This window comes from Variovorax sp. GW822-FHT04E09 (assembly GCF_058800845.1).
Genome location: NZ_JBXAMR010000005.1, coordinates 58,588 through 82,191 on the forward strand (window position 1 = coordinate 58,588; position 23,604 = coordinate 82,191).

Annotated in this window: 23 protein-coding genes; 17 read left to right on the plus strand and 6 right to left on the minus strand. The window is 67.8% G+C overall.

Going from position 1 to position 23,604, the window contains the following annotated elements:
* Window positions 1-47 precede the first annotated feature (47 nt).
* From AC1RL8_RS20405 to AC1RL8_RS20420, 4 genes are read right to left on the minus strand one after another with little or no spacing between them, the layout of a single operon-like run.
* Window positions 48-1,442, minus strand: coding sequence for a TRAP transporter large permease (locus AC1RL8_RS20405; protein WP_070060226.1), 1,395 nt, complete (start codon window positions 1,440-1,442; stop codon window positions 48-50).
* Window positions 1,443-1,473: 31 nt separating this feature from the next.
* On the minus strand, window positions 1,474-2,031 hold the full coding sequence (locus tag AC1RL8_RS20410) for a TRAP transporter small permease (RefSeq protein WP_070060225.1): 558 nt from the start codon (window positions 2,029-2,031) through the stop codon (window positions 1,474-1,476).
* Between the two features lie 9 nt (window positions 2,032-2,040).
* Complete coding sequence (locus AC1RL8_RS20415) at window positions 2,041-3,051, minus strand: sialic acid TRAP transporter substrate-binding protein SiaP (RefSeq protein ID WP_307582850.1); 1,011 nt, start codon at window positions 3,049-3,051, stop codon at window positions 2,041-2,043.
* 47 nt (window positions 3,052-3,098) lie between these two features.
* The gene (locus AC1RL8_RS20420) at window positions 3,099-3,806 is read right to left on the minus strand and encodes a FadR/GntR family transcriptional regulator (RefSeq protein ID WP_159273772.1); all 708 of its coding nucleotides are present in this window, start codon (window positions 3,804-3,806) and stop codon (window positions 3,099-3,101) included.
* 165 nt (window positions 3,807-3,971) lie between these two features.
* Between AC1RL8_RS20420 and AC1RL8_RS20425 the strand changes: the two genes are divergently transcribed.
* The 3 genes from AC1RL8_RS20425 to AC1RL8_RS20435 are packed head-to-tail and all read left to right on the plus strand — an operon-like array spanning window position 3,972 to window position 6,336.
* Window positions 3,972-4,706, plus strand: a complete 735-nt coding sequence (locus tag AC1RL8_RS20425) for an SDR family oxidoreductase (protein WP_062471114.1) — start codon at window positions 3,972-3,974, stop codon at window positions 4,704-4,706.
* The gene (locus tag AC1RL8_RS20430) at window positions 4,703-5,458 is read left to right on the plus strand and encodes an SDR family NAD(P)-dependent oxidoreductase (RefSeq protein WP_492686362.1); all 756 of its coding nucleotides are present in this window, start codon (window positions 4,703-4,705) and stop codon (window positions 5,456-5,458) included. Before AC1RL8_RS20425 ends, AC1RL8_RS20430 begins: the two co-directional genes overlap by 4 nt.
* A 29-nt stretch (window positions 5,459-5,487) precedes the next feature.
* The gene (locus tag AC1RL8_RS20435) at window positions 5,488-6,336 is read left to right on the plus strand and encodes a fumarylacetoacetate hydrolase family protein (protein WP_159278639.1); all 849 of its coding nucleotides are present in this window, start codon (window positions 5,488-5,490) and stop codon (window positions 6,334-6,336) included.
* Here the strand turns inward: AC1RL8_RS20435 and AC1RL8_RS20440 are convergent.
* Window positions 6,326-7,213: a LysR family transcriptional regulator gene (locus AC1RL8_RS20440; protein ID WP_492686361.1), complete on the minus strand. Its 888-nt coding sequence runs from the start codon at window positions 7,211-7,213 to the stop codon at window positions 6,326-6,328. The two genes, AC1RL8_RS20435 and AC1RL8_RS20440, sit on opposite strands and share 11 nt — an antisense overlap.
* 109 nt (window positions 7,214-7,322) lie before the next feature.
* Here AC1RL8_RS20440 and AC1RL8_RS20445 point away from each other — a divergent pair, with 109 nt between their 5' ends.
* The 12 genes from AC1RL8_RS20445 (at window position 7,323) to AC1RL8_RS20500 (ending at window position 20,282) form a co-directional block, all read left to right on the plus strand.
* The gene (locus AC1RL8_RS20445) at window positions 7,323-8,081 is read left to right on the plus strand and encodes an SDR family oxidoreductase (RefSeq protein ID WP_070060220.1); all 759 of its coding nucleotides are present in this window, start codon (window positions 7,323-7,325) and stop codon (window positions 8,079-8,081) included.
* A 150-nt stretch (window positions 8,082-8,231) separates the two neighbouring features.
* Window positions 8,232-8,936 carry a TetR/AcrR family transcriptional regulator gene (locus AC1RL8_RS20450; RefSeq protein ID WP_070060219.1) on the plus strand — a complete coding sequence of 235 codons (705 nt, stop codon included), beginning with the start codon at window positions 8,232-8,234 and terminating at the stop codon, window positions 8,934-8,936.
* Window positions 8,937-9,011: 75 nt separating this feature from the next.
* A complete protein-coding gene (locus tag AC1RL8_RS20455) occupies window positions 9,012-10,808 on the plus strand; it encodes an acyl-CoA dehydrogenase C-terminal domain-containing protein (RefSeq protein WP_070060218.1) in 1,797 nt (598 codons plus the stop codon).
* A gap of 43 nt (window positions 10,809-10,851) precedes the next feature.
* Window positions 10,852-11,286 (plus strand): DUF2147 domain-containing protein, encoded by a 435-nt coding sequence (locus tag AC1RL8_RS20460; RefSeq protein WP_492686360.1) that lies wholly within the window; start codon window positions 10,852-10,854, stop codon window positions 11,284-11,286.
* Between the two features lie 36 nt (window positions 11,287-11,322).
* Window positions 11,323-13,722, plus strand: a complete 2,400-nt coding sequence (locus tag AC1RL8_RS20465) for a 3-hydroxyacyl-CoA dehydrogenase/enoyl-CoA hydratase family protein (RefSeq protein WP_492686359.1) — start codon at window positions 11,323-11,325, stop codon at window positions 13,720-13,722.
* A gap of 11 nt (window positions 13,723-13,733) precedes the next feature.
* Window positions 13,734-14,933: an acetyl-CoA C-acyltransferase gene (locus tag AC1RL8_RS20470; protein WP_492686358.1), complete on the plus strand. Its 1,200-nt coding sequence runs from the start codon at window positions 13,734-13,736 to the stop codon at window positions 14,931-14,933.
* 56 nt (window positions 14,934-14,989) lie between these two features.
* Window positions 14,990-15,895 (plus strand): alpha/beta hydrolase family protein, encoded by a 906-nt coding sequence (locus AC1RL8_RS20475; protein WP_492686357.1) that lies wholly within the window; start codon window positions 14,990-14,992, stop codon window positions 15,893-15,895.
* A 32-nt stretch (window positions 15,896-15,927) separates the two neighbouring features.
* A complete protein-coding gene (locus AC1RL8_RS20480) occupies window positions 15,928-16,767 on the plus strand; it encodes an acyl-CoA thioesterase (RefSeq protein ID WP_492686356.1) in 840 nt (279 codons plus the stop codon).
* 5 nt (window positions 16,768-16,772) lie between these two features.
* Complete coding sequence (locus AC1RL8_RS20485; RefSeq protein WP_095949525.1) at window positions 16,773-17,519, plus strand: SDR family oxidoreductase; 747 nt, start codon at window positions 16,773-16,775, stop codon at window positions 17,517-17,519.
* 52 nt (window positions 17,520-17,571) lie between these two features.
* On the plus strand, window positions 17,572-18,165 hold the full coding sequence (locus tag AC1RL8_RS20490) for a DsbA family protein (protein WP_487848589.1): 594 nt from the start codon (window positions 17,572-17,574) through the stop codon (window positions 18,163-18,165).
* Window positions 18,166-18,203: 38 nt separating this feature from the next.
* A complete protein-coding gene (locus tag AC1RL8_RS20495) occupies window positions 18,204-18,968 on the plus strand; it encodes an enoyl-CoA hydratase (RefSeq protein ID WP_492686355.1) in 765 nt (254 codons plus the stop codon).
* Window positions 18,969-19,163: 195 nt separating this feature from the next.
* Entirely contained in the window at window positions 19,164-20,282 is a 1,119-nt protein-coding gene (locus AC1RL8_RS20500) for an ABC transporter substrate-binding protein (RefSeq protein ID WP_139701560.1), read from the plus strand.
* A gap of 7 nt (window positions 20,283-20,289) precedes the next feature.
* Here AC1RL8_RS20500 and AC1RL8_RS20505 read toward each other — a convergent pair whose 3' ends face one another.
* Window positions 20,290-20,733, minus strand: coding sequence for an acyl-CoA thioesterase (locus AC1RL8_RS20505; RefSeq protein WP_070060209.1), 444 nt, complete (start codon window positions 20,731-20,733; stop codon window positions 20,290-20,292).
* A 42-nt stretch (window positions 20,734-20,775) separates the two neighbouring features.
* Here AC1RL8_RS20505 and AC1RL8_RS20510 point away from each other — a divergent pair, with 42 nt between their 5' ends.
* Entirely contained in the window at window positions 20,776-22,611 is a 1,836-nt protein-coding gene (locus AC1RL8_RS20510; protein ID WP_492686354.1) for an ABCB family ABC transporter ATP-binding protein/permease, read from the plus strand.
* A 49-nt stretch (window positions 22,612-22,660) separates the two neighbouring features.
* Complete coding sequence (locus AC1RL8_RS20515) at window positions 22,661-23,599, plus strand: 2-hydroxyacid dehydrogenase (RefSeq protein WP_492686353.1); 939 nt, start codon at window positions 22,661-22,663, stop codon at window positions 23,597-23,599.
* The last annotated feature ends 5 nt before the right edge of the window (window positions 23,600-23,604 follow it).

Below are 23,604 nucleotides of genomic sequence, written 5' to 3' on the forward strand. Positions count from 1 at the left end.
CGTGGGTATCGTTCTCGGAGCCGGCGCGGGTGCGCCGGCGGTGGTCGTTACTGCATGATCTTCGGCAGCCACAGCACGGTGGCAGGCCAGTAGGTGATGATGCCCAGGCTCAGCAGCAACGGCACCAGCCAGGGCAGGATCGCCATCGTCGTGCGCTCGATGCTCAGGTTGGCGATGCGCGCCAGCACGAACAGCACCATGCCCATCGGCGGGTGCAGCACGCCGATCATGAGGTTGAGCACCATCACCACGCCGAAGTGCACCGGGTCGATGCCCAGCTGGTTCGAGATCGGCAGCAGGATCGGCACCAGGATCGTGATGGCCGCGGTGGTCTCCAGGAAGCAGCCCACGAACAGCATCAGCAGGTTCGCCAGCAGCAGGAACACCCAGGCTTCCTTGGTGAAGTTGAGCACCCAGCCCGCGATGTCGGCCGTGACACCGGTGGCCGTCAGCATCCAGCCAAAGATCGAGGCGGCCGCCACGATGAAGAGCACCGTGGAGGTCGACTCCACCGTCTCCAGGCAGACCTTGACGAACATCTTCCACTGCAGCGTGCGGTACCAGAAGAAGCCCAGCACCATCGCCCACACGCAGGCGGCAATGGCGCCTTCGGTGGCGGTGAACAGGCCCGTCGCCATGCCGCCGATGAGCAGCACCGGCGTCATGATCGGCAGCACCGCCTCGAACTTGAAGACCTTGTCGGCCGCGAAAAGAATCACCAGCGCAATGGCCACCGCCGGTTGGGCCGGCGCGCCGAACTTGTCGACTGCGAACCACAGCAGCGTGGGCCACAGGCACACCACCAGCAGCTCGACCAGCGCCTTCATGAGGCGCGGCCACTGGAACTTCACGTCCGCGCCCCAGCCGTTCTTGTGCGCGTAGTAGGCCACCGTGAGCATCATGAGCAGCGTCATGATCAGCCCCGGCATCAGCCCCGCGATGAAGAGCGCGCCCACCGACACGTTGGCCATCATCCCGTAGATCACGAAGGGCAGGCTCGGCGGAATGATCGGCCCCAGCGTGGCCGAGGCCGCGGTCACGCCGACCGCGAACTCGGTCGAGTAGCCGTGCTCCTTCATCGCCTTGATCTCGATCGTGCCCAGGCCTGCCGCGTCCGCGATCGCGGTGCCGCTCATGCCCGAGAAGATCACCGAGCCCAGGATGTTCACGTGCCCCAGGCCGCCCTTGAGCCAGCCCACCAATGCGAGCGCGAAGTTGTAGATGCGGTTGGTGATGCCGGCGTTGTTCATCAGGTTGCCGGCGAGGATGAAGAAGGGAACGGCCAGCAGCGGAAAGCTGTCGACGCCGCTCACCATGCGGTGAATGACGACGAAGCCTGGCAGGTTGCCGCTCCAGAGGATGTAGACCAGCGAGGCACCGGCCATGGCCACGGCGACCGGGATGCCGGCGCTCATGAAGAGCAGGAAGGCGATCTTCAGCATGTTGTTGTCGTGATGGAGTGGGGTTGCGACCTCAGCGGTCGTCGATCGTGGATTCGGGCCGCTCCAGCACGCAGTAGCCGCGGCGCCAGTGCACCACGCTCACCTGCACCGAGCGCACGCACATGGCGACGAAGCCCAGGAGACACACGCCGTAGACGATGTTCATCGGCAGGTCGACGATGGTCATGCTCGCGTTGTTGCCGATCTTGAGCATCATCTGCACCGTCATGACCACCGCCGCCGCGAAGAACGCCGTGCGCAGTACGTCGACGAGCAGGCCCAGCGCGCGGCCCATGGCCGGCGGCATGTGGCGGTAGAAGAAGTCGACCTGGATGTGGTTGTTGCGCGCCACGCCGATCGACGCGCCCACGAACACCGTGCCCACCAGCAGGTAGCGCGCGATCTCCTCGGTCCAGGAGGCCGAGTCGTTCAGCACGTAGCGCGTCACGAACTGGTAGAGCACCGTGAGGCCCAGCACCCAGAAGATGCCCAGGGCGGCCCAGGCCTCCACGGTGGTGCCGGACAGGTCGACGGCCTCGTCCTTGGCGTGGAACTCGCCGTCGTCGCCCAGCAGCTTGTCGTCGCTCATCGTGTGGCCTTACTTGATCGCGATGATGCGGTCGTAGTCCTGCTGGCGGTAGCCGTGGTCGGTGGGCTTGGTGTTCTTGAGCACGGCCTCGCGGAACGCGCCCTTGTCGACCGTGATCACGTTGTTGCCCTTCTTCTTGAACTCCTCCACCAGCCGGGTCTCGGAGGCGATGATCTCGCGGCCGGTTTTTTCGGCGGCTTCCTGCATCACGTCGTTGAACATCTTCTTCTCGTCGGCGCTCAGCTTGGCCCACAGCTGGCCCGAGACCACGGTGAGCAGCGAGTCGACGATGTGGCCGGTCAGCGAGATGTTCTTCTGCACCTCGTAGAACTTCTTGGCCTCGATGGTGGGCAGCGGGTTCTCCTGCGCATCCACGGTGCCGCTTTGCAGCGCGAGGTAGACCTCGGCGAAGGCGATCGGCGTGGCGTTGGCGCCCAGCGACTTGGGGAAGGCCAGGTAGGCCGGCGCGTCGGGCACGCGGATCTTCAGGCCCTTCATGTCCTCGGGCTTGCTCACCGGCTTGGCCGCGCTCGAGGTGACGTGGCGCGCGCCGTAATAGTTGAGCGCCGTGATGTGGTTGCCGGTCTTGTCGTCGTAGCCCTTGGCGAGCTCCTTGAACACGTCGCTCCTGGCGTACTTCAGCTGGTGCTCCGCGTCGCGGAAGATGAACGGAAAGTAGGTGATGGCCAGCGGCTTGTAGCTGTTGCCCGCGAAGCTCGCGCCGGTCAGCACGATGTCGACCGTGCCCAGCGTCAGGCCCTGGTTGATGTCGGCTTCCTTGCCCAGGCTGGAGGCCGGGAACACCTGGATGTCGTACTTGCCGTTGCTGCGCTTCTTGATCTCCTCGGCGGCCCACACCGAGTACTTGTGGAAGGGCTCCGAGGTCTCGTAGACGTGCGCCCACTTGAGCTTGGTCTGCGCCGAGGCGATGCCCGTCGCGCCCAGCGCGCCGGCCGCGAGGGCGCAGGCGGCCAGGGCCTTGAGGGCGGTGCGTTTGCTGTTCTTGCTGCTGCTGATCATGGGGTGTGTCTCCGTTGTAGTGAACTGGCAGGAAGGCTGGCGAGGAATCAGGCGGGCTTGGCGCGGCGCCAGCTCGCGCTGAAACGGTGGTGCGAGTTGTCCATGTGCGTGTGCATCGCACTGCGCGCGGCCTCGGCGTCGCGCGCGGCAATGGCGTCGCGGATCGCCTCGTGCTCGGTGATGGCGGCGCGCCACGAGGTCACGGTCTCGAAGTAGCCGCCCAGCCGCGTGAAGATCGGCCCGCGGCGCGAATCCCAGAAGCCCTGCACCGTCTCGACCAGCACCACGTTGCCGCTGGCGCCGACGATGGCCAGGTGAAAGGCGCGGTCGCCGTCCAGCGGCATGACGTTGCGGTCGGCCATCTCGCGCATGGTGGCGATGGCGCGCGTCATCGCGTCCACGTCCTTGCGCTTGCCCGACAGGGCGGCGATGGCGGCGGTCTCGCCCTCGATCACGCGGCGCGCGCGGATCAGCTCCAGCGGCCCCCACTCGGTGGGCGCCACCGGCGCGCTGGCACGGTGCGAGCGGTCGAGCACGTACACGCCCGAGCCGGTGCGCACCTCGACCCAGCCCTCGACCTCCAGCGCGATGAGCGCCTCGCGCACCGACGGCCGGCTCACGCCCAGCTGCTTGGCCAGGTCGCGCTCGGCGGGCAGGCGCGCGCCCACGTCGAATTCGCCCTTGGCGATCAGCCCCCGGAGCTGGTCGGCAATCTGGCGATAGAGGCGTTGGGGTTCGACGGTCTGGAGCGGCACGGGAGCAGGCAGTGGGTGTGGGCGAGGCGGTGGATCGGCTTAAGGGTTGTCCTGAATTGGACAAGTGGTAAGGCCAATTCAGAATACGGCGATTCACAGATGTCACCCATCGGGCCTAACCCGAACCCACCCCGCATCCGCAGAACACCCCAGGAGACACCGACCATGAGATTGAAGGGAAAGACCGTGCTCGTCACCGCCGCCGGCCAGGGCATCGGCCGCGCCAGCGTGCTGGCGCTCGCGGCCGAGGGCGCCCATGTGTGGGCCACCGACGTCAACGAGCAGCTGCTGTCGGCCTACGCCGGCGTGGCGAACGTCACGGCCCTGAAGCTCGACGTGCTCGACAAGGCCGCCATCGGCGCGGTCGTGGCGCAGCTGCCCACGCTCGACGTGCTGTTCAACTGTGCGGGCGTGGTGCACAACGGCACCATCGAGCAGGCCGGCGACGACGACCTCGACTTTGCCTTCCGCCTCAATGTGCGTGCGCAGATGTGGACCATCCAGGCCGTGCTGCCCGGCATGCTTGCGGCCGGGCGCGGCAGCATCATCAACATGGCCAGCGTGTGCTCCAGCATGAAGGGCCTGCCCAACCGCTTCGTCTACGGCACCACCAAGGCGGCCGTGCTCGGCCTCACCAAGAGCGTGGCGGCCGACTACGTGGCCCGCGGCATCCGCTGCAATGCCGTGTGTCCGGGCACGGTCGACACGCCCTCGCTGGGCGATCGCATCAACGCCAACGCCGACCCCGAGGCCGCGCGCAAGGCCTTCGTGGCGCGCCAGCCCATGGGCCGGCTCGCGCAGGCCGAGGAGATCGCGCCGGTGGTCGTGTTCCTGGCCAGCGACGAATCCATCTTCGCCACCGGCCAGTACTTCACGGTCGACGGCGGCATCACGATATGAACCGGCTCGATTTCGAAGGCCGCCACGCCGTGGTCACGGGCGGTGCCACGGGGCTGGGCTTCGGCATCGCGCAGCGGCTCGTCGCCTCGGGCGGCAGCGTCACGCTGTGGGACCGCGACGAGGCCGCCGCGGTGCGCGCGGCTGAAGCGCTGGGCGCCAAGGCCTTCGCGTTGAAGGTCGACGTGACGCAGCAGCCGTCGGTCGCGAAGGCCGTGGCCGCCACGCTCGCGCACGCGCCGCGCATCGATGCGCTGGTCAACAGCGCCGGCATCACCGGGCCCAACGTCAAGCTGTGGGACTACCCGGTGGACGACTGGCGCCAGGTGATGGAGGTCAACGTCAACGGCGTGTTCCTGTGCTGCCGCGAGGTGGTGGCGCAGATGCGCAGGCAGGGCGCGAAGGGCGAGGGCCGCATCGTCAACATCGCCTCGGTGGCGGGCAAGGACGGCAACCCCAACGCCAGCGCGTACAGTGCGAGCAAGGCCGCCGTCATCGGGCTCACCAAGTCGCTCGGCAAGGAGCTGGCCGACACCGACATCCGCGTGAACTGCGTGACGCCCGCGGCGGTGAAGACCGCCATCTTCGACCAGATGACCCCCGACCACATCGCCTTCATGCTCTCGAAGATTCCCATGGGCCGCTTCGGCACCGTGGAAGAGGTGGCGGCGATGGTCGGCTGGCTGTGCACCGACGATTGTTCGTTTTCCACCGGCGCCGTGTTCGACCTGTCGGGCGGCCGCTCCACCTACTGATTCCCCATTCAATGCACTGAAAGGAACGCATGAAACTCGTCCGCTACGGCAACCCCGGCAAAGAAAAGCCCGGTCTCATCGACAACGAAGGCAAGCTGCGCGACCTGAGCGCCGTCGTCAAGGACATCGGTCCCGACCAGCTCGGCGATGCCGCCCTTGCCAAGCTGCGCAAGACCAAGGTCGACAAGCTGCCGCTGGTCAAGGGCAAGCCGCGCTTCGGTAGCCCCGTGGCCAACGTCGGCAAGTTCATCGCCATCGGCCTGAACTACGCCGACCACGCGGCCGAGTCCGGCCTGCCGGTGCCCAAGGAACCCATCGTCTTCATGAAGGCCACCAGCTGCATCCAGGGCCCGAACGACCCGGTGATGCTTCCCAAGGGCTCGGTCAAGTCCGACTGGGAAGTCGAGCTCGGCGTGGTCATCGGCACGAAGGCGCGCTATGTGTCGCAGAAGAGCGCACTGGACTACGTGGCCGGCTACTGCACCATCAACGACGTGAGCGAGCGTGAATACCAGATCGAGCGCGGCGGCACCTGGGACAAGGGCAAGGGCTGCGACACCTTCGGCCCCATCGGCCCCTGGCTCGTCACGCGCGACGAGATCGAGAACCCGCAGAAGCTCGCCATGTGGCTCGACCTGAACGGCCAGCGCGTGCAGACCGGCAGCACCAAGACCATGATCTTCAGCGTGGCCAAGCTCGTGAGCTACGTGAGCCAGTTCATGACGCTGATGCCCGGCGACGTGATCACCACAGGCACGCCGCCCGGCGTCGGCATGGGCATGAAGCCGCCGCTGTTCCTGAAGAAGGGCGACGTGATGACGCTGGGCATCGAAGGCCTGGGCGAGCAGCGCCAGGACGTGGTGCCCTTCAAGCTCTGAGCACGCGCACCAGCTCGTCGTACACCAGCCGCACGCGCGCCGGCACCGGCGCGCGCCGCGGGCGGTAGACGTGGATCGGCCAGGGCTCGGGCGCCTCGGCCGCCAGCACCTCCACCAGCGCACCCGACTGCAGCCATGGCTGCGCCAGCGGCCCGATGAGCTGGCCGAAGCCGATGCCCGCCAGCACCGCGGCGCATTCGGCGTCGATGTTGTCCGTCACGAACGCGGGCGACGACACGGTGAACACCCGTTTCTTGCTGAAGGCCCAGGGCCAGGGCCGGCCCGAGCTGTGGTCGATCAGCGCCGTCACCGGCAGCCCGGACAGCGCATCGACGGTGCGCGGCGCGCCGACCCGCTCGATGAGCGCCGGTGAGCCCACCACGCACAGCGACATCTTTCCCACGCCCCGCGCCACGAAGCGCGCGTCGCGCATCGGGCCGACGCGCACGCCGAGGTCGATCTGCTGGTCGACCACGTCGGCATGCTGCTCCGACAGCCGCAGGTCGAGCACCAGCCCGGGATGCTGCGCCAGCAGCGGCGCCAGCGCCTGCGGGATCAGCCGGGCGTACACATGCGGCGCCGTGACCCGCACCGTGCCCGTGTGCTGCGACAGCGCGCGCCGGTCGATGCGATGAAAGAGTTCGTCCACGCCGCCCACGGCCACGCGGGCGCGCTCGGCGAGCTGGCGCCCGAAATCGGTGAGCTGCACGCCGCGCGTGCTGCGGTGAAAGAGCGGTTCGCCCAGCTCTTCTTCGAGTTCGCGCACCGCGCGCGTCACCACCTGCGGCGACACCGACAGGCGCACGGCCGCCTCGCGGAAGTTGGCGGCATCGGCGGCGGTGAAGAACACGCGCAGGGCTTCGAGGCGGTTGGACATGGGGTGTTCCTTTTTTGGGAATTCTGAAGTCGCCAGAGTTTCATTTACTGGAACGCGTGGATTTTCCACACTGCATGCACCTCTTCAACACACCCCCCAAGGAAATTCCATGACCTCCATTCAAGACAACATCCAGGGCAAGGTCGCCATCGTCACCGGCGCCAGCAGCGGCCTGGGCGAATCGACGGCCCGCCACCTGGCCGCGCGCGGCGCCAAGGTGGTGCTCGCGGCCCGCCGCACCGACCGGCTCGACCAGGTCGTCGCCGAGATCCGCGAGGCCGGCGGCGATGCCATCGCCGTGGCCACCGACGTGGCGAAGCGCGCCGACCTGGAAAAGCTCGCGGCCGCCACCGTCGAGGCCTTCGGCCGCATCGACGTGCTGGTCAACAACGCGGGCGTGATGCCGCTGTCGCCGCTGGACAAGCTCAAGGTCGACGAATGGGACCGCACCATCGACGTCAACATCAAGGGCGTGCTCTACGGCATCGCCGCCGTGCTGCCGCGCATGCAGGCGCAGGGCAGCGGCCACATCGTCAACGTCGCGTCGATCGCCGGGCTGAAGGTGTTCACGCCCATCGGCACCGTCTACAGCGCGACCAAGCACGCGGTGCGCGCCATCTCCGAAGGCCTGCGCGTGGAGGTGGGCAACAGCGGCGTGCGCGTGACCATCGTGTCGCCCGGCGCGGTGGACTCGGAGCTGAAGTTCGGCAGCAGCGACGCCGAGAGCGCCGCCGGCGTGAAGGCCTTCTACGACGCCAACCAGATTCCGGCCGACTCGGTGGCGCGCGCCATCGTCTACGCGGTCGAGCAGCCGGCGAACGTGGACATCAACGAGGTCGTGCTGCGGCCTGTGTCGCAGGAGTTCTGATCCCGCCGGGGCAAGGGTGCGGCCCCCTGGCGGCCGCCCCTTGCTTTGGCTAACCTTTATTAACCTACCGCCGCCCAAGGTCATTTGCGGTCAAAAGTGCAAAGCCCCTGCAAAATAGAACGACCGTTCGTTTTATTCGGAGCTTTCACGATGTCTGCCACCGCCGTTCCCGCCAAGCCGGCCCGCGCCGCCCCCAAGGGCCAGCAGACCAAGGCCATCATCGTCGACGCCGCGCTGGCGCTGGCCGCGCAGATCGGGCTCGAGGGCCTGTCGATCGGCGCCGTGGCCGAAATCACCAAGATGAGCAAGTCGGGCGTGTTCGCCCACTTCGGCTCGCGCGAGGAACTGCAGATTTCGGTGGTGCGCGAATACCACGCCCGCTTCGAGCAGGAGGTGTTCTTCCCCGCCCTGCAGGCCCCGCGCGGCCTGCCGCGCCTGCGCGCCATGTTCGCCAACTGGATGAAGCGCACCTCGACCGAGATCGACTCGGGCTGCATCTACATCAGCGGCGCCTCCGAATTCGACGACCGCCCGGGCCCGGTGCGCGACGCGCTGGTCGAGTCGGTCAGCATCTGGCAGGCTGCCGTGCTGCGCGCCATCGTGCAGTCCAAGACCGAAGGCCACCTGCGCGCCGACGCCGACGAGCGCCAGGTCGGGTTCGAGATCCACGGCCTGATCCTCGCGCTGCACTACGAAGCCCGCTTCCTGCAGGTGCCCGGCTCCATCGGCCGCGCCAACGTCGGCTTCGACAACATCCTCGCGCGCGCCGCCACGCCGGACGCGCCGCCTGCTTCCAACGCCGCCGAGTCCGCGCCCGCCGCGCGCGGCACGCGCCGGCTCAAGACCGTGCGCTGAGCGCCACGGTTGCCCGTTTCGTTTTTCCGTTTTCGTTTTTTCCAATCTATCTAGCTTCGACCAGGAGAGTCCCGGATGCCTACCTACAACCCCCCCGTGCGTGACATGCAGTTCGTGCTGCACGAAGTGCTCAACGTCGCCGAGGAACTCAAGGCACTGCCGGCCCACGCCGAGACCGATGCCGACACCATCAACGCCGTGATCGAAGAGGCCGGCAAGTTCGCGGCCGAAGTCACCTTTCCGCTGAACATCAGCGGCGACGAAGAAGGCTGCGTGCTCGACAAGGCCACGCACGAAGTCAAGACGCCCACCGGCTTCAAGGACGCCTACGCCAAGTACGTCGAAGGCGGCTGGCCCGCGCTGTCGTGCGACCCGGCCTTCGGCGGCCAGGGCCTGCCGTTCGTGGTGAACCAGTGCCTGTTCGAAATGCTCAACAGCGCCAACCAGGCCTGGACCATGTACCCGGGCCTGTCGCACGGCGCCTACGAGGCACTGGCCGCGCACGGCACCGACGACCAGAAGAAGACCTACCTGCCCAAGCTCACGAGCGGCGAGTGGACCGGCACGATGTGCCTGACCGAACCCCATTGCGGCACCGACCTGGGCCTGCTGCGCACCAAGGCCGAGCCGCAGGCGGACGGCACCTACCGCATCACCGGCAGCAAGATCTTCATCTCGGCCGGCGAGCACGACATGACGAGCAACATCATTCACCTGGTGCTGGCCCGCCTGCCGGACGCGCCCAAGGGCAGCAAGGGCATCAGCCTGTTCGTGGTGCCGAAGTTCCACGTCAAGGCCGACGGCTCGCTGGGCGAGCGCAACCCGATCTTCTGCGCCGGCCTGGAGCACAAGATGGGCATCCACGGCAACGCCACCGCACAGATCGTGATCGAAGGCGCCACCGGCACGCTGGTGGGCGAGCCCAACAAGGGCCTGGCCGCGATGTTCGTGATGATGAACGCCGCCCGCCTGGGCGTGGGCAACCAGTCGCTCGGCCTGACCGAAGTGGCCTACCAGAACGCCCTGGCCTACGCCAAGGACCGCATCCAGATGCGCTCGCTGTCGGGCGTGAAGGCCAAGGACAAGGAAGCCGACCCCATCATCGTGCACCCCGACGTGCGCAAGATGCTGCTCACGGCCAAGGCCTATGCCGAAGGCGGCCGCGCGCTGCAGATCTTCTGCACGCTGCTGCTGGACAAGGAACACAACCACCCCGACGAGAAGGTGCGCAAGGACAGCGGCGAGCTGGTCGCGCTGCTCACGCCCATCGTCAAGGCCTTCATCACCGACAACGGCCACATCGCGACGAACTCGTGCATGCAGGTCTTCGGCGGCCACGGCTTCATCAAGGAATGGGGCATGGAACAGTTCGTGCGCGACAACCGCATCAACATGATCTATGAAGGCACCAACACCATCCAGTCGCTGGACCTCTTGGGCCGCAAGATCCTGGGCAACAACGGCGCGTCGCTGAAGAAGTTCGGCAAGCTCGTGGCCAAGCTGGTGGAAGAAGAAGGCGTGAACGAGAAGATGGCCGAGTTCATCAACCCGATCGCGATGCTGGGCGACCAGCTCACCAAGTTCACGACCGAGATCGGCTTCAAGGGCTTCCAGAACCCCGACGAAGTGGGCGCCGCCGCCGTCGACTACCTGCGCGTGGCCGGCCACTTCGTGTTCGGCTACCTGTTCGCCCGCATGGCGCAAGTGGCCCTGCGCGAAATCGCCGCCGGCAACAACGATCCGTTCTACGTCGCCAAGCTGCAGACCGCACGCTTCTACTTCGCCAAGCTGTTCCCCGAGACCGTGATGCTGATGCGCACCGCGCGCGCCGGCAGCAAGGTGCTGATGGACACCGACGCAGCACTCGCTTAAGCGGCACACAGCCTTTCTTCATCGACCCACCGGGAGCCCGCTCATGAAAGCAACGCTTGCAGCCGTCTTGTTCACCGTCACCGCCGTCTCGGCCATGGCCCAGAGCACGCCGATGGGCCTGTGGCGCAACGTCGACGACAAGACCGGCGAGGCCAAGGCCGAGATCCGCATCGCCGAGACCAACGGCGCGCTGCTCGGGCGCATCGAGAAGTCGTTGAAGAAAGACACCAAGCCCGACGCCACCTGCGACGAGTGCGCCGACGACCGCAAGGGCAAGCCCATCGCGGGCCTGGAGATCATCCGTGGCGGCAAGAAGGCCGAGGGCAAGGACGTCTGGGAAGGCGGGAAGATCCTCGACCCCGAGAACGGCAAGGAATACCGCGCGAGCTTCACGCCGATCGACGGCGGCAAGAAGCTGGAAGTGCGCGGCTACCTCGGCCCCTTCTGGCGCACCCAAACCTGGAACCGTGTGCAGTAACTCCGCGCACAACCTATCCAAGAAATACCAAGCAACATGTCCCGATTTCAAGTGAAGAAGGTCGCCGTGCTCGGCGCCGGCGTGATGGGCGCGCAGATTGCCGCCCACCTCGTCAACGTGCGCGTGCCTGTCGTGCTGTTCGACCTGGCCGCCAAGGAAGGCCCGAAGAACGGCATCGTCACGCGCGCCATCGACAACCTCAAGAAGCTCAAGCCCGCGCCCCTGGGCGACGTGGCCGACGCGGGCCTGATCGAGCAGGCCAACTACGAAGACGACCTGGCCAAGCTCGGCGAATGCGACCTCATCATCGAGGCCATCGCAGAGCGCATGGACTGGAAGCTCGATCTGTACAAGAAGATCGCGCCTCACGTCGCCAAGCATTCGATCCTGGCCTCGAACACCTCGGGCCTGTCGATCACCAAGCTCAGCGAGGCGCTGCCTGAAGCCCTGAAGCCGCGTTTCTGCGGCATTCACTTCTTCAACCCGCCGCGCTACATGTTCCTGGTGGAGCTGATCAACACGCCCACCACCCAGCCCCAGGTGCTCGATGACCTCGAGGCCTTCGTCACCAGAACGCTCGGCAAGGGCGTGGTGCGCGCGCACGACACGCCCAACTTCATCGCCAACCGCGTCGGCATCGCCGGCATGCTGGCCACGCTGAAGGAAGTCGAGAAGTTCGGTTTGACGCCCGACGTGGTGGACGACCTCACCGGCAAGAAACTGGGCCGCGCGAGCTCGGGCACCTTCCGCACCGCCGACGTGGTGGGCCTGGACACCATGGCCCACGTCGTGAAGACGCTGCAGGACAACCTGAACGCCGAGACCGACCCGTTCTACGCCAACTTCGCGACGCCGCCCGTGCTCGCCAAGCTGCTGGAGCTGGGCAACCTGGGCCAGAAGACCAAGGCCGGTTTCTTCAAGAAGGCCGGCCGCGACATCCTGCGCTTCGACCTGAAGAGCGGCGAGTACGTGCCCGCCGGCGCCAAGGCCGACGAGGTGTACGGCCGCATGCTCAAGAAGCCCGCGGGTGAACGCCTGAAGCTGCTGCGCGAGAGCGAAGGACCGCAGGGCCAGTTCCTCTGGGCCATCCTGCGCGACGGCTTCCACTACGCCGCCGTGCACCTGGCCGACATCGCCGAGAGCGCGCGCGACATCGACTTCGCGATGCGCTGGGGCTTCGGCATGAAGCAGGGCCCGTTCGAACTCTGGCAGGAAGCCGGCTGGGCGCAGGTCGCCAAGTGGGTGCAGGAAGACATCGACGCCGGCAAGGCACTGAGCACCGCACCGCTGCCGAAGTGGGTCTTCGAAGGCCCGGTCGCACAAGCCGGCGGCGTGCACACGCCCGAAGGATCGTGGAGCGCCTCGCAGAACAAGTTCGTGCCGCAGCGCAAGCTGCCGGTGCACGACCGCCAGCTGTTCCCCGAGAGCGTGCTCGGCGCGAACGCGGCCGATGCCAACACGGCCGGCACGACGATCAGCGACGAAGGCGATGTGCGCGTGTGGACGCTCGACGGTGAAGTGCTCATCGCGAGCATCCAGTCGAAGATGCACGCCATCAGCCCCGACGTGGCCGAGGCGCTCGGCGCCGCGGTCGACCTGGCCGAAGCCGAATACAAGGGCCTGGTGATCTGGTCGCCCGACGAGGTGTTCTCGGTCGGCGCCGATCTGCAGGCGATGCTGCCGGCCTTCGTGGTCGCGGGCATCGGCGCGGTCGAAGGCGCGGAGGAAGAGCTGCAGAACGTCATGCTCAAGATCCGCTACGCCAATGTGCCGGTGATCTCCGCCGTGCGCGGCATGGCGCTGGGCGGCGGCTGCGAGCTGGCCATCCACTCGGCCAAGCGCGTCGTCGCGATGGAAAGCTACATCGGCCTGGTCGAAGTGGGCGTGGGCCTGATCCCCGGCGCGGGCGGCCTGACCTACATCGCTCGCCGCGCGGCGGAAAACGCATCGGCGTCGACGGGCACCGACCTGCTGCCGTTCCTCACCGAAGGTTTCACCGCCGCGGCGATGGCCAAGGTCGGCACCGGCGCGCTCGACTCGAAGAAGCTGGGCTACCTGCTCGACAGCGACGTGATCGTGCCGAACAAGGACGAGCTGCTCTACGTGGCACTGCAGCAGGCCAAGGCCATGGCCGACGCCGGCTACCGCCCGCCGCTTCGCCGGACCTTCCGCGTGGCGGGCCGCAGCGGCGCCGCGACGATCAAGGGCCAGTTGGTGAACATGCGCGACGGCGGCTTCATCAGCGCGCACGACTTCCACATCGCCAGCCTGATCGCGAACGTGGTCACCGGCGGCGACGTGGACGCGGGCTCGCTCGTGACCGAGGAATACCTGATGACGCTGGAACGCAAGGCGTTCTGCTCGCTCATCGTGCACCCCAAGACGCAGGAACGCATCATGGGCATGCTCAGCACCGGCAAGCCCGTGCGCAACTAAGGACAGATTTCATGAGCAAGCAAGTACAAGACGCCTACATCGTCTCCGCCACCCGCACGCCCATCGGCAAGTCGCACCGCGGCTACTTCCGCAACTACCGTCCCGACGACCTGCTCGCGACCACGCTGAAGGCCGCACTCGCTGCCGTGCCGGGCCTGGACCCCAAGGCCATCGAAGACATCATCTGCGGCTGCGCGATTCCCGAATCGCAGCAGGGCCTGAACGTCGCGCGCATCGGCGCGGTGCTGGCCGGCCTGCCGACCAGCATCGGTGGCATCACCGTGAATCGCTTCTGCGCTTCGGGCCTGTCGGCCGTGCAGATGGCGGCGGACCGCATCCGCGTCGGCGAGGCCGACGTGATGATCGCGGCCGGTGTCGAGAGCATGAGCATGGTGCCGATGATGGGCAACTCGCCCTCGCTGTCGCCCTCGATCTTCGAGCGCGAAGGCGACGTGGGCATTGCCTACGGCATGGGCCTCACGGCCGAGAAGGTTGCGCAGCAGTGGAAGGTGAGCCGCGAGGCGCAGGACGCGTTCGCGCTGGCCTCGCACCAGAAGGCACTGGCCGCGCAGGCCGCCGGCAAGTTCGCCGACGAGATCACGCCGATCGAAGTGACCGACCGCACGCCGAACCTGGAAACCGGCGAGTCGATCGCCAAGACCCGCACCGTGAGCCTGGACGAAGGCGCACGCCCCGACACCAGCATCGAAGGCCTGGCCAAGCTGCGCACCGTGTTCGCCGCGCGCGGCACGGTGACGGCCGGCAACAGCTCGCAGACCTCGGACGGCGCGGGCGCGTTGATCCTGGCCAGCGAGAAGGCCATCAAGCAGTACGGCCTCACGCCGCTCGCACGCTTCGTGAGCTTCGCGAGCAAGGGCGTGCCGCCGCACATCATGGGCATCGGCCCGATCGAGGCGATTCCGGCCGCGCTGCGCTATGCAGGCCTGAAGCACGAGGACATCGACTGGTTCGAACTCAACGAAGCCTTCGCCGCGCAATCGCTCGCGGTGATGAACACGCTGAGGCTCGATCCGTCGAAGGTCAACCCGATGGGCGGCGCCATTGCACTGGGCCACCCGCTGGGCGCGACCGGCGCGATCCGCGCAGCCACCGTGGTGCACGCGCTGCGCCGCGAGAAGCTGAAGTACGGCATGGTCACGATGTGCGTGGGCATGGGCCAGGGCGCTGCAGGAATTTTTGAACGCGTCTGATCCGTCCGACCCCGGGACGCCCTAGCAAGGGGCCGCAGAACGAAGGAGACCACGGAATGCAAGCCCTGCAACTGCCGGTCGACGCCGGCGCCCACGTGGCGGTGCGCCGCTACGACCCCGCCGGCGCCCCGCGCGCCAGCATCGTCATCGGCGGTGCGATGGGCGTGCGCCAGTCGTTCTACGAGCCCTTCGCGCACTGGCTCGCGGGGCAGGGCCTGCGGGTCTGGACCTTCGACTACCGCGGCAGCGGCGACTCGCTCGGCGATGCGCCGCTGCGCGGTTTCCAGGCCGACCTGTTCGACTGGGCGCGCGACTACGAGGCGGTGATCGACGCCGCGAAGGTCGCGCTGCCCGACGAACCTCTGTACCTGCTGGGCCACAGCCTCGGCGCGCAGCTGCCGGGCTTCCTGCAGCGGCCGGGGCAGGTCGACGGCCTCGTGAGCATCGCGGCCGGCAGTGGCTACTGGCGCGAGAACGCGCCGAAGCTGCGGCGCAGCATCCTGTATTTCTGGTTCGTGCTGGTGCCGCTGGCGACGCGCCTGTGGGGCTACTTTCCGGGCCGCAAGCTGAAGAAGGTCGGCGACCTGCCGCGCGGCGTGATCCTGCAATGGCGCCGCTGGTGCCTGAACCCGCGCTACAGCGTGGGCGCCGAAGGCGAGCCCGCGTTGCAAAGCTATGCACGCGTGCGCTTCCCGGTGCTCGCGCTCTCGATGACCGACGACGAGCTCATGACGCACGCCGGCACGCGCAGCCTCGTGAGTTTTTATGCAGGCGCGCCGAGTGCGGTCGAGCGCATCGCGCCGGCCGACGTGCAGGCGCGGCGCATCGGCCACTTCGGTTTCTTCCGCGAGCAGTTCAGTCAGAGCCTGTGGCCGAGCACGCTCGACAAGCTGCACCGGCTTGCCGCGCTGACCGCGCCTGCGGCAGTGCAGCACGCCAACGTCCCGCACACGACTGCGTGACGTCATCCTCCGCAGGCACACTGGCGATCACCATGAGCAGCACGACCCCACACCCCCTCGACAAAGCCCTGGCCCTGCACCACAGCGACATCCGCGTGGGGCACTTCACGGGCACCACGAGTCCCGACTACTGGAACATGGTCGGCCCGTTCGGCGGCACCACCGCGGCGCTGGCGCTGCAGGCGGTGCTCAAGCACCCCGACCTGCTCGGCACGCCCATCGCGCTGACCGTCAACTACGCGGCCGCGCTCGGCGAGGGCGCGTTCGACATCCAGGCCACCGCCGTGCGCACCAACCGCTCGACGCAGCACTGGACGGTGACGATCACGCAGCCCGGCGCTGACGGCACGGCGAACATGACGACCACCGCCACCGTGGTCACGGCCGCGCGCCGCGACACGTGGAGCCAGGTCGACCTCACCATGCCCGAGGCGCCCAAGCCCGAGGCGGTCGATCGCATCCGCATCGGCCCGTCGGGCGTGGCCTGGCTCGAGCAGTACGAGATGCGCCCCTTCAGCGGCGGCATTCCCGCCAAGTGGGACGGCAGCCTGCAGCACAGCGAAACGCGCCTGTGGGTGCGCGACGCGCAGGCGCGCCCGCTCGACTTCGCCTCGCTCGCCGCGTTGAGCGACGTGTTCTACCCGCGCGTGTGGCTGCGCCGCGCCACGCACGTGCCCGCGGGCACGGTGTCGATCACCACCTACTTCCATGTCGGCGCCGCCGAACTGGCCGAGGTCGGCACGGGCTACCTGCTGGGCTGCGCGGCGGGGCAGCAGTTCTTCAACGGCTTCTTCGACCAGAAGGCGCAGCTGTGGAGCGAGAAGGGCGCGTTGCTCGCCACCTCGAACCAGATCGTCTACTACAAGGAATGACCGTCATGGCGCTCACCAAGGCTGCATTGATCGTCGGCGCGGGCGACGCCACCGGCGGCGCCATCGCCCGCCGCTTCGCGCGCGAGGGCTACGCCACCTGCGTCACGCGGCGCAGCCTCGACAAGCTGCAGCCGCTGGTGGCGCAGATCGAGGCCGACGGCGGCCGGGCCCACGCCTTCGCCTGCGACGCACGCAAGGAAGAAGAAGTGGTGGCGCTCATCGAGCAGATCGAATCGACCGTCGGGCCGATCGAGGTGATGGTGTTCAACATCGGCGCGAACGTGCCCGAGAGCATCCTCACCGAAACCGCGCGCAAGTACTTCAAGGTGTGGGAGATGGCCTGCTTCTCGGGTTTCCTCAACGGCCGCGAAGTGGCCAAGCGCATGGTGGCGCGCGAGATGCCCGCCGGCGGCCACCGCGGCACGATCATCTTCACAGGTGCGACGGCCTCGCTGCGCGGCGCCGCCAACTTCGGCGCCTTCTCGGGCGCCAAGATGGCCCTGCGCGCGCTGGCCCAATCGATGGCGCGCGAGCTGGGGCCGCAGGGCATCCACGTCGCGCACGTCGTGGTCGACGGCGCCATCGACACCGAGTTCATCCGCAGCAACTTCCCCGAGCGCTATGCGCTGAAGGACAGCGACGGCATCCTGAACCCGGACCACATCGCCGACAGCTACTGGATGCTGCACGCGCAGCCGCGCGATGCGTGGACGCACGAGCTGGACCTGCGCCCCTGGTCCGAGAAGTTCTGACCGGCGCCGCGCTACGCATCGCGGCGCGACGCACAGCCACAAGGAGACACCCATGACGAAATCCGTCGCGTTCTATTTCGACGTCGGCAGCCCCGCCGCCTACCTGGCCGCCACGCAGCTGCCGCACGTGTGCGCCGACACCGGCGCCGAGCTGGTCTGGAAGCCCATGCTGCTGGGCGGCGTGTTCCAGGCCACGGGCAACCATTCGCCCGCCGAGATCAAGGCCAAGGGCCCGTACCTCACGACCGACCTGCAGCGCTTTGCCAGGCGCTACGGCGTTCCCTTCGTGCACAACCCGCATTTCCCGATCAACACGCTGCTGCTGATGCGCGGCGCCACCGGCGTGCAGATGAAGATGCCCGAACGCTTCGGTGCCTACATCGACGCGGTGTTCCATGCGATGTGGGTCGAGCCGAAGAACCTCAACGACCCCGCGACCGTCGGCGCCGTCTTGCAGAATGCAGGCTTCGACGCCGCGGGCCTGCTCGCGCTGGCCGGCGCGCAGGAAGTGAAAGACCGCCTCAAGGCGGTCACGCAGGAGGCGGTGGAGCGTGGCGTGTTCGGCGCCCCCACCATGTTCGTCGGCGACCAGATGTTCTGGGGCCAGGACCGCCTCGATTTCGTCCGCGAAGCCATCGACGCTTGAGCGCGTCGCCCCCGTTTTACCTACCCAAGGATCTTTCCATGAGCGACATCCTCGTCCACACCGAAGCCGGCGTGATGACCATCACCTTCAACCGCGTCGACAAGAAGAACTCGATCACCAGCAACATGTATGCCGCGCTGGCCGACGCGCTCGCCACGGCCGAGAGCGAAGCGGCCGTGCGCTGCGTGCTGATCCAGGGCGACCCGACGATCTTCAGCGCCGGCAACGACATCGGCGACTTCCTCAACGGCCCGGCCTCCACGCAGGAATCGCCGGTGTTTCGCTTCCTGCGCGGCATCGCCACCTTCCCCAAGCCCATCGTCGCCGCCGTGTGCGGCCCGGCCGTGGGCATCGGTACCACGATGCTGTTCCACTGCGACCTCGTCTACGCGGGCGACAACGCGGCCTTCTCGATGCCTTTCGTCAACCTGGGCCTGTGCCCCGAGGCCGCGTCGAGCCTGCTGGTGCCGCAGATGCTGGGCTACCACCGCGCCGCCGAAGCCTTGCTGCTGGGTGAGCCCTTCATGGCCGAGGCCGCGCTCGAAGTGGGCCTGGTCAACCGCGTGGTGCCGCCGACCGAAGCCAACGGCATCGCGCAGACGCAGGCCCGCAAGCTCGCGGCCAAGCCGTTGAGCGCGCTGATCGAGACCAAGCGCCTGCTGAAGAAGGCACAGATGCCTGCCGTGCTCGAGCGCATGGGCGAAGAAGGTGCGAGCTTCGGCCGCATGCTGCGCGAGCCGGCTGCCAAGGAAGCGTTTGGTGCTTTCATGGAAAAGCGCAAGCCCGATTTCTCGAAGGTCTAAGCCTTCCGTGGACTTGCCTGCGGACGGTGGCTGCGTACACTGTTCCTCGTGCCTGCTCCAGACATCAACCTGCCCACAACGCCCGCCACGCGGGCGATGCGTGCTACTGAAAAAGTAGCATTCGGGCCGACGCGCCGGCATGCTTTGGGCTTACTCGCGGGCTCGCTCGCGGCGCCCTCGCTGGTGCTGGCGCGTGTGCGGCCGTTGCGCATCGGGGTCATCGGCTCGTGGTCGGGGCCCTATGCGGGCGGCGGGCGCCAGTTCGACGCCGGCATGGCGGTCTGGCTGGCCGACCACAAGCAGCAGATCGCGGGCCGGCCGGTCGAGCTGCTGCGCCGCGACGTGCCCGGCAGCGCGCCCGAGCAGGCGCGGCGCCAGGCGCAGGACCTCATCGAGAGCGAGCGCGTCGACCTGCTCACGGGGCTGGACTTCAGCTCCAACGCCTACGCCGTCGGCACGGTCGCCACGCAGGCGCGCGTGCCGACCGTGATCATGAACGCCGCCTCCTCGGGCATCCCCGGGCGCTCGCCGTTCATGGTGCGGGTGTCGTTCACCATCGCGCAGGTCACGGCGCCGCTGGCGCGCTGGGCGCTGCAGCAGGGGTTGCGCGACGTGTGCACCGTGGTGGCCGACTACGCCTCGGGCGTGGACGCCGAAAGCGCCTTCGTCTCCGGTATCACCGCGGGCGGCGGGCGCGTGGGCGCGATGCTGCGCGTGCCGCTGAACACGCTCGACTATTCGGCCTACATGCTGCGCCTGCGCGAGCTGAAGCCGCAGGCCGTGTTCTTCTTCCTGCCCTCGGGCCAGATGCCGGCCATCTTCCTGAAGTTCTGGCGCGATCGCGGCATGGCCGACACCGGCATCCGCCTGCTCGCCACGGGCGACGCCACCGACGACCACTACCTGGACGGCATCGGCGAACTGGCCGAGGGGCTGGTCACCAGCCACCACTATTCCTTCGCCCACGAGTCGCCGGCCAACCGGCGTTTCGCGGGCGCCTTCGAGACCGAGTACGGCAGCCACCTGCGCCCGGGCTACTTCGCCGTGGCGGCGCACGACGGGCTCGCGGCCATCGACGCCGCATTGAGCGCGCCGGGCGCGCGCGGCGGCAAGGCGGGCGCCGAGCGGCTGGTGGATGCGTTCCGCGGCCTGCGGCTGGACAGCCCGCGCGGGCCGGTCGAGATCGACGCCCACACGCGCGACGTGGTGCAGTCGGTCTACATCCGCCGCGTGGAGCGGCGCGACGCGCGCTGGATCAACCGCGAGTTCGAGTGCTTCGAGCGCGTGCGCGACGCCGGCATGGGCGTCGCCTGAAGGCGGCTCAGGCCGCCGGCTGTTCGATGGGGCGGGGGCGGCCGTTGTCGTCGATGGCGACGTAGGTGAAAGTGGCCTGCGTCACCTTGATGTACTCGCCCTGGGCCCGGAAGCGCTCGGCGAACACCTCGACCGTCACCGTGATGGAGGTGCGGCCCACGCGCACCAGCTTCGAATAGAACGAGAGGATGTCGCCCAGCCGCACCGGCTGCTTGAAGATGAACTCGTTGACCGCCACCGTCGCCTGGCGGCCCTTGGCGTAGCGCGCCGGGATCACCGAGCCGGCCAGGTCGCACTGCGCCATGACCCAGCCGCCGAAGATGTCGCCGTTGGCGTTGCAGTCGGCCGGCATCGGGATGACCTTGAGCACCAGCTCCATGTCGGTGGGCAGGCTCTTGAGGGTGGCGGCGGCCGCCGCTGCGGCGGAAGCGGCACTGGAAGGGGAGGACATGGGCACAATCTGAAGCAACAACAACACCCACGATTGTCCCCCATGCGCCGAAGCGGCGAAGCCCTTTCCTCCTCTCCCCATGCGCCTGGCGGCCATCCGCCGGACCGCTCCGACCGTTCCGACTGGGCGACCCTGCGCCGCCTCTTTCCCTATCTCTGGCAGTACAAGTGGCGGGTGATCGCCGCGCTCGGCTTCATGATCGCGGCCAAGGTGGCGAACGTGGGCGTGCCGGTGCTGCTCAAAAACCTCGTCGACACGATGACGCCCAAGCCCGACATGGCGCAGGCGCTGCTCGTCGTGCCGATGGCGCTGCTGGTGGCCTACGGGCTGCTGCGCTTTTCGACCTCGCTCTTCAACGAGCTGCGCGAGCTGATTTTCGCCAAGGCCACCGAAGGCGCGGCGCGCAGCATCGCGCTGCAGGTGTTCGGCCACCTGCATGCGCTGAGCCTGCGCTTTCACCTGGAGCGCCAGACCGGCGGCATGACGCGCGACATCGAGCGCGGCACGCGCGGCGTGCACTCGCTCATTTCGATGTCGCTGTACAGCATCGTGCCCACCATCATCGAGCTGACGCTGGTGCTGACCATATTGGGCGTGAAGTTCGACGCGCTGTTCGTGTGGATCACGGGCGCGGCGCTGGTGCTGTACATCGTCTTCACGGTCACTGTGACCGAGTGGCGCACGCAGTTTCGCAAGACCATGAACGAGCTCGACTCGATGGCCCAGAGCCGTGCGGTCGATTCGCTGCTGAACTACGAAACGGTCAAGTACTTCAACAACGAAGACTTCGAGGCGAAGCGCTACGACGCCAGCCTCGACCGCTACCGCAAGGCCGCGATCAAGAGCCAGCGCACGCTGAGCATGCTCAACACCGGCCAGCAGCTGCTGATCGCCGTGAGCCTGGTGCTGATGCTGTGGCGCGCCACCTCGGGCGTGGTCGAAGGGCGCATGACGCTGGGCGACCTGGTGATGGTCAACGCGTTCATGATCCAGCTCTACATTCCGCTCAACTTCCTGGGCGTGATCTACCGCGAGATCAAGCAGAGCCTGACCGACCTGGACAAGATGTTCGTGCTGATGGAGAAGGAGCGCGAGGTGCGCGACGCGCCCGGTGCGCAGCCGCTGGCGGGCGCGGACTCGACCGTCCGCTTCGAGGACGTGAGCTTCGCCTACGAGCCCGATCGCCCGATCCTCAAGCACGTGAGCTTCGAGATCCCCGCCGGCAAGACGGTGGCCGTGGTCGGCCCGTCGGGCTCGGGCAAGTCGACGCTCGCGCGGCTCCTGTACCGCTTCTACGACGTGCAGCAGGGCCGCATCACCATCGGCGGCGAAGACATCCGCGCCGTGCAGCAGGCCAGCGTGCGCCGCGCCATCGGCATCGTGCCGCAGGACACGGTGCTGTTCAACGACACGGTCGAATACAACATCGCCTACGGCCGCCCCGGCGCCACGCGCGAAGAGGTCGAAGGCGCCGCGCGCGCCGCGCGCATCCACGACTTCATCGCCGCCACGCCCAAGGGCTACGAGACGACGGTGGGCGAGCGCGGCCTGAAGCTCTCGGGCGGCGAGAAGCAGCGCGTGGCCATCGCGCGCACGCTGTTGAAGAACCCGCCGATCGTGATCTTCGACGAGGCCACCTCGGCGCTCGACTCGGCCAACGAACGCGCCATCCAGTCCGAGCTGCGCAGCGCCGCGCAGGGCAAGACCACGCTGGTCATCGCGCACCGTCTCTCGACCGTGGTCGAGGCGCACGAGATCCTGGTGCTCGAGTCGGGCGTGATCGTCGAGCGCGGCACGCACGCCGATCTGCTCGCGCAGCAGGGCCGCTATGCCCAGATGTGGGCTTTGCAGAAGAGCGAAGCAGTGCCGATGCTCTAGCCCGATCATTCACCCCTTCTTTCTTTTCACCGACCCCAAGAGTTCAGACGTGTCGACCAAGATTCCCCTGCTGGTGCTCAACAGCCTCTCGAGCGCCCACCAGGCCCAGATTGCCGAGGTCTACGACATGACCTACGCCTTCGGCGACGCCCAGCGCGCCGCCGCCATCGCCGAGCACGGCAGCAAGTTCCGTGCGGTGCTGACCATCGGCGTCATCGGCCTCACGCCCGCCGAGATCGACGCCATGCCGGCGCTCGAGCTGGTCTGCTGCATGGGCGCGGGCTACGAGGGCGTGCCGCTCGAGGTCACGCGCGCACGCGGCATCGCCACCGCCAACGGCGCCGGCACCAACGACGACTGCGTGGCCGACCATGCCTTCGGCCTGCTGATCAGCATCGTGCGCGAGTTCCGCACGCTCGACCGGCTGTGCCGCGAAGGCGTGTGGCGCGAAGCCATTCCGCAGCCGCCGAACGTGTCGGGCAAGAAGCTCGGCATCCTGGGGCTGGGCACCATCGGCCAGAAGATCGCCAAGCGCGCCGCCGCCTTCGACATGGCCATCGGCTATCACAACCGCAAGCCGCGCGAAGGCGCCACGCACCGTTACTTCGACGACCTGAAGTCGCTCTCCACCTGGGCCGACTTCCTGATCCTGGCCGCGCCGGGCGGGCCGGCGACCAAGCACCTGGTCAACGCCGAAGTGCTCGACGCGCTGGGGCCGCAGGGCTACCTCGTGAGCATCGGCCGCGGTAGCGTGGTCGACACCGAGGCGCTGGCGAAGGCGCTGCGCGAGCGCCGCATCGCGGGCGCGGGCCTGGACGTGTACGAGAGCGAACCCAAGCGCCCCGAGCCGCTCATCGGCCTGGACAACGTGCTGCTCACGCCGCACATGGCAGGCTGGTCGCCCGAGGCCACGCAGAAGTCGGTGGACCACTTCCTCGCGAACGCCCAAGGGCACTTCGCGGGGCGCGGCGTGCTCACGCCGATCTGATCAGA

Coding starts and splice junctions, on each gene's coding strand:
- AC1RL8_RS20405 (WP_070060226.1), bottom strand. CDS start 1,442: ATGCTGAAGATCGCCTTCCTGCTCTTCATGAGCGCCGGCATCCCGGTC.
- AC1RL8_RS20410 (WP_070060225.1), bottom strand. CDS start 2,031: ATGAGCGACGACAAGCTGCTGGGCGACGACGGCGAGTTCCACGCCAAG.
- AC1RL8_RS20415 (WP_307582850.1), bottom strand. CDS start 3,051: ATGATCAGCAGCAGCAAGAACAGCAAACGCACCGCCCTCAAGGCCCTG.
- AC1RL8_RS20425 (WP_062471114.1), top strand. CDS start 3,972: ATGAGATTGAAGGGAAAGACCGTGCTCGTCACCGCCGCCGGCCAGGGC.
- AC1RL8_RS20430 (WP_492686362.1), top strand. CDS start 4,703: ATGAACCGGCTCGATTTCGAAGGCCGCCACGCCGTGGTCACGGGCGGT.
- AC1RL8_RS20435 (WP_159278639.1), top strand. CDS start 5,488: ATGAAACTCGTCCGCTACGGCAACCCCGGCAAAGAAAAGCCCGGTCTC.
- AC1RL8_RS20440 (WP_492686361.1), bottom strand. CDS start 7,213: ATGTCCAACCGCCTCGAAGCCCTGCGCGTGTTCTTCACCGCCGCCGAT.
- AC1RL8_RS20445 (WP_070060220.1), top strand. CDS start 7,323: ATGACCTCCATTCAAGACAACATCCAGGGCAAGGTCGCCATCGTCACC.
- AC1RL8_RS20450 (WP_070060219.1), top strand. CDS start 8,232: ATGTCTGCCACCGCCGTTCCCGCCAAGCCGGCCCGCGCCGCCCCCAAG.
- AC1RL8_RS20455 (WP_070060218.1), top strand. CDS start 9,012: ATGCCTACCTACAACCCCCCCGTGCGTGACATGCAGTTCGTGCTGCAC.
- AC1RL8_RS20460 (WP_492686360.1), top strand. CDS start 10,852: ATGAAAGCAACGCTTGCAGCCGTCTTGTTCACCGTCACCGCCGTCTCG.
- AC1RL8_RS20465 (WP_492686359.1), top strand. CDS start 11,323: ATGTCCCGATTTCAAGTGAAGAAGGTCGCCGTGCTCGGCGCCGGCGTG.
- AC1RL8_RS20470 (WP_492686358.1), top strand. CDS start 13,734: ATGAGCAAGCAAGTACAAGACGCCTACATCGTCTCCGCCACCCGCACG.
- AC1RL8_RS20475 (WP_492686357.1), top strand. CDS start 14,990: ATGCAAGCCCTGCAACTGCCGGTCGACGCCGGCGCCCACGTGGCGGTG.
- AC1RL8_RS20480 (WP_492686356.1), top strand. CDS start 15,928: ATGAGCAGCACGACCCCACACCCCCTCGACAAAGCCCTGGCCCTGCAC.
- AC1RL8_RS20485 (WP_095949525.1), top strand. CDS start 16,773: ATGGCGCTCACCAAGGCTGCATTGATCGTCGGCGCGGGCGACGCCACC.
- AC1RL8_RS20490 (WP_487848589.1), top strand. CDS start 17,572: ATGACGAAATCCGTCGCGTTCTATTTCGACGTCGGCAGCCCCGCCGCC.
- AC1RL8_RS20495 (WP_492686355.1), top strand. CDS start 18,204: ATGAGCGACATCCTCGTCCACACCGAAGCCGGCGTGATGACCATCACC.
- AC1RL8_RS20505 (WP_070060209.1), bottom strand. CDS start 20,733: ATGTCCTCCCCTTCCAGTGCCGCTTCCGCCGCAGCGGCGGCCGCCGCC.
- AC1RL8_RS20510 (WP_492686354.1), top strand. CDS start 20,776: ATGCGCCGAAGCGGCGAAGCCCTTTCCTCCTCTCCCCATGCGCCTGGC.